The 3,768-nt window shown below is 61.9% G+C and carries 3 protein-coding genes and 1 rRNA gene; all 4 read left to right on the plus strand.

The annotated features are described in order from the left end of the window. The first annotated feature begins 2 nt into the window (after positions 1–2). Positions 3–116, plus strand: a 5S ribosomal RNA gene (gene rrf / locus WBH99_RS05515). Between the two features lie 361 nt (positions 117–477). Further along, complete coding sequence (locus WBH99_RS05520; protein WP_424219111.1) at positions 478–2,121, plus strand: acyl-CoA synthetase; 1,644 nt, start codon at positions 478–480, stop codon at positions 2,119–2,121. 74 nt (positions 2,122–2,195) lie between these two features. Beyond that, a complete protein-coding gene (locus WBH99_RS05525) occupies positions 2,196–2,945 on the plus strand; it encodes an electron transfer flavoprotein subunit beta/FixA family protein (RefSeq protein WP_424219113.1) in 750 nt (249 codons plus the stop codon). Beyond that, positions 2,945–3,768, plus strand: an 824-nt coding sequence (locus WBH99_RS05530) for an electron transfer flavoprotein subunit alpha/FixB family protein (protein WP_424219114.1), incomplete at its 3' end; no start/stop codon positions are given. The genes WBH99_RS05525 and WBH99_RS05530, both read left to right, overlap by 1 nt.

Raw genomic sequence — 3,768 nt, forward strand, 5'->3', positions numbered from 1 at the left:
CGCCTGGCGGCCATAGCGTCCCGGAACCACCCCTTCCCTTCCCGAACAGGACCGTGAAACAGGACCGCGCCAATGATAGTGAGCAATCCGCTCGCGAAAGTAGGTCACCGCCAGGCACCCCATCCCCCTCAAACCCCCTGACCCAACCAACGGTCCAGGGGGTTTGAACCGTTTACTTCCTGGATTTACAAGACATAATCCCAATTCATTCACTTTTGTTGCAGGCTTACATGATCGAGCGCATTTTTGTCGATCCTGTCGTCGATCCTGTCGCTGAAGCCCTGATCCCCATGTGCTGCGGGCATGGGGCGTCAGGAGCGGATGCGAATGGCGCATAGATGCGCCTGTCACAATTGAGTACATTTGCAGGAACTTGGTGCAAGCCTGCTGTGCGAAACTGATCAACGAACTGACCTCAAGACTTGGACTACCAGGTAATCCGGGTCGCAGGTGCGGCGATAATAATCAGGAGGCAATGTGCAAGCGCAAAATCCCTATGCAACCGGTCTGGACCGGAATGCAGCCAATTACGTACCGCTGTCCCCTCTCAGCTACATCAAGCGGACAGCCTTTATTTATCCCAATCGTATTTCCGTCATCCAGGGCGAGCGTCAATTCACCTGGAAGGAAACCTATACCCGTTGTCGCCAGCTGGCTTCGGCCCTGAAAAACCGGGGCGTCAAGGCCAATGAAACCGTGGCGGTGATGCTGCCCAATATTTCCGCCATGTATGAAGCCCACTTCGGCATTCCGATGCTGGGCGCGGTGCTGAACACCCTGAACACCCGTCTGGATGCGGAGACCATCGCCTTCATGCTGCAGCACGGCGAAGCCAAGGTGCTGATCACTGATCCGGAATTTTCTCCGGTGCTGGAACGGGCCCTGGAATTGCTGGAGGGGCCAAAACCCCTGGTGATCGACGTGCTTGATCCGGAATTCACAGGTGGCAAGTCCCTGGGTGAGAAGGACTACGAGGCTTTCCTGGCGGAAGGCGACCCGGATTTCGAGTGGTCCCTGCCGGCTGACGAGTGGGATGCCATCGCCCTCAATTACACCTCCGGCACCACCGGCAACCCCAAGGGCGTGGTCTATCACCATCGGGGCGCCTACCTGAACGCTGCCTCCAACATCATTTCCTGGGGGATGCCGCCCCACGCCGTGTATTTGTGGACCCTGCCCATGTTCCACTGCAACGGCTGGTGCTTTCCCTGGACCATGGCAGCCAATGGGGGCACCAATGTCTGCCTGCGCAAGGTGGATGCGGCGACGATTTTTGATCTGATCAAGAAGCACCAGGTCAGCCATTTCTGTAGCGCGCCGATCGTCATGGGCATGATGATCAACGCTCCGGAAGAACTGCGCAGCAGCATCGATCATCCCCTGAATGCGCTGGTGGCAGGAGCTGCGCCTCCGGCTGCCATCATCGAAGGCATGGAGCGCCTGGGTGTCAACCTGACCCACGTCTATGGCTTGACGGAAACCTATGGTCCGGCTTCGGTCTGCGCCAAGCACCCGGAATGGGACAAGCTGCCCATCGAACTGCGAGCCGCTCGCAACGGTCGTCAGGGCGTGCCCTATCACATGCAGGAGTCCATCGCCGTGCTCGACCCGGTGAGCCTGGAGCCGGTGCCCTGGGACGGCGAAACCATGGGCGAGATCATGTTCCGCGGCAACCTGGTCATGAAGGGCTACCTGAAGAACGAGAAGGCGACCCAGGAAGCCTTTCAAGGCGGCTGGTTCCACACCGGCGACCTGGCGGTGGTGCACAGCGACGGCTATGTCAAGATCAAGGACCGCTCCAAGGACGTGATCATTTCCGGTGGCGAGAACATCTCCTCCCTGGAAGTGGAGGATGTGCTGTATCGCCATCCGGCTGTAATCGCGGCCGCCGTGGTGGCCAAGCCCGACGAGAAATGGGGTGAGGTGCCCTGCGCCTTCGTGGAGCTGAAAGAGGGGGCCCGCGCCACCGAGGCGGATATCATCGAGCACTGCCGGGCCCACCTGGCCCGCTTCAAGGTACCCAAGTCGGTGGTCTTCGGGGCCCTGCCCAAGACCTCCACGGGCAAGATCCAGAAATACATCCTGCGCCAGCACGCCAAGTCCGTGCTGGCCATTGAATAGCATCGATGAGCGGACAGGCAACACGTGCCCAGCCTCGCTGCGGGCGGCGATAGAGAACTCCAGGAGTATCACAGATGAAAGTATTGGTTCCCGTCAAACGGGTGGTGGATTACAACGTCAAGGTGCGCGTCAAGGCTGACCAGTCCGGAGTGGACCTGGCCAACGTCAAGATGAGCATGAACCCCTTCGACGAAATTGCCGTGGAAGAAGCCGTGCGCCTCAAGGAAGCCGGCATCGCCACGGAAGTGGTGGTGGTCAGTTGCGGCGTGGGTGCCTGCCAGGAAACCCTGCGCACGGCTCTGGCCATCGGTGCCGACCGGGCGATTCTGGTGGAAACCGAGGTGGAATTGCAGCCCTTGGCCGTGGCCAAGCTGCTCAAGGCCGTCTGTGCCACGGAGCAGCCCCAACTCGTGATTTGCGGCAAGCAGGCCATCGACGACGATGCCAACCAGACCGGCCAGATGCTGGCCGCCCTGCAAGGTTGGCCCCAGGCCGCCTTTGCCTCGAAAGTGGTGATTGCCGGTGGCAAGGCCACGGTGACCCGGGAAATCGACGGCGGCCTGGAAACCCTGGAAGTCTTTCTGCCGGCTGTGGTGACCACCGACCTGCGCCTCAACGAACCCCGTTACGCCAGCCTGCCCAACATCATGAAGGCCAAGAAAAAGCCGCTGGAAACGACCAACCCGGCCATGCTGGGCGTGGATGTGGCGCCGCGCCTGACCACCCTGAAGGTGGTCGAGCCAGCCAAGCGCCAAGGTGGGACCAAGGTGGCCGATGTGGCCGATCTGGTGAATAAACTGAAGAACGAAGCGAAGGTGATCTGATGGCTATCCTCGTCATTGCCGAACACGACCACGCCAGCCTCAAGGCGGCGACGCTCAACACTCTGGCGGCGGCTGCCAGGATTGGTGGCGCGAATGGGGGCGATATTCATCTGCTGGTGGCCGGCTCTGCCGCCACTGCCGCGGCCCAGCAGGCTGCCACCTGTGCCGGTGTGGCCAAGGTGCTGCTGGCCGATGCGCCGCATTACCTCGATCAGACCGCCGAAAACGTGGCGGCCCTGGTGGTATCCCTGGCCTCCGGCTATTCCCACATCCTGGCTCCTGCCACCACCTCCGGCAAGAACTTCATGCCCCGGGTAGCGGCCTTGCTGGACGTGGCCCAGATTTCCGAAATCACCGGCGTCGAATCCGCCGATACCTTCGTGCGCCCCATCTACGCGGGCAATGCCCTGGCCACCGTCCAGAGCAGCGACACGGTGAAGGTCATCACCGTGCGCAGCACCGCTTTTGAAGCCGTGGCCAGTGGTGGCAGCGCCGCCATCGAAGCCGTGGCCGCCGCCGCCGACCTGGGTCAGACCCGGCGGGTCAGCCAGGAGTTGACGGTTTCCGCCCGCCCCGAACTGGGCGCCGCCAAGGTGATCGTTTCCGGCGGCCGGGGCCTGGGCAGCAGCGACAAGTTCAAGGCCCTGCTCGAACCCCTGGCCGACAAGCTGGGCGCCGCCCTGGGCGCCTCCCGGGCGGCGGTGGATGCGGGCTTCGTGCCCAACGACTTTCAAGTCGGCCAGACCGGCAAGGTCGTCGCGCCCCAGCTCTACATCGCCATCGGCATTTCCGGCGCCATCCAGCACCTGGCCGGCATGAAGGA

The organism is Azovibrio sp. (genome assembly GCF_049658005.1).
Classification (GTDB): Bacteria; Pseudomonadota; Gammaproteobacteria; order Burkholderiales; family Rhodocyclaceae; genus Azovibrio.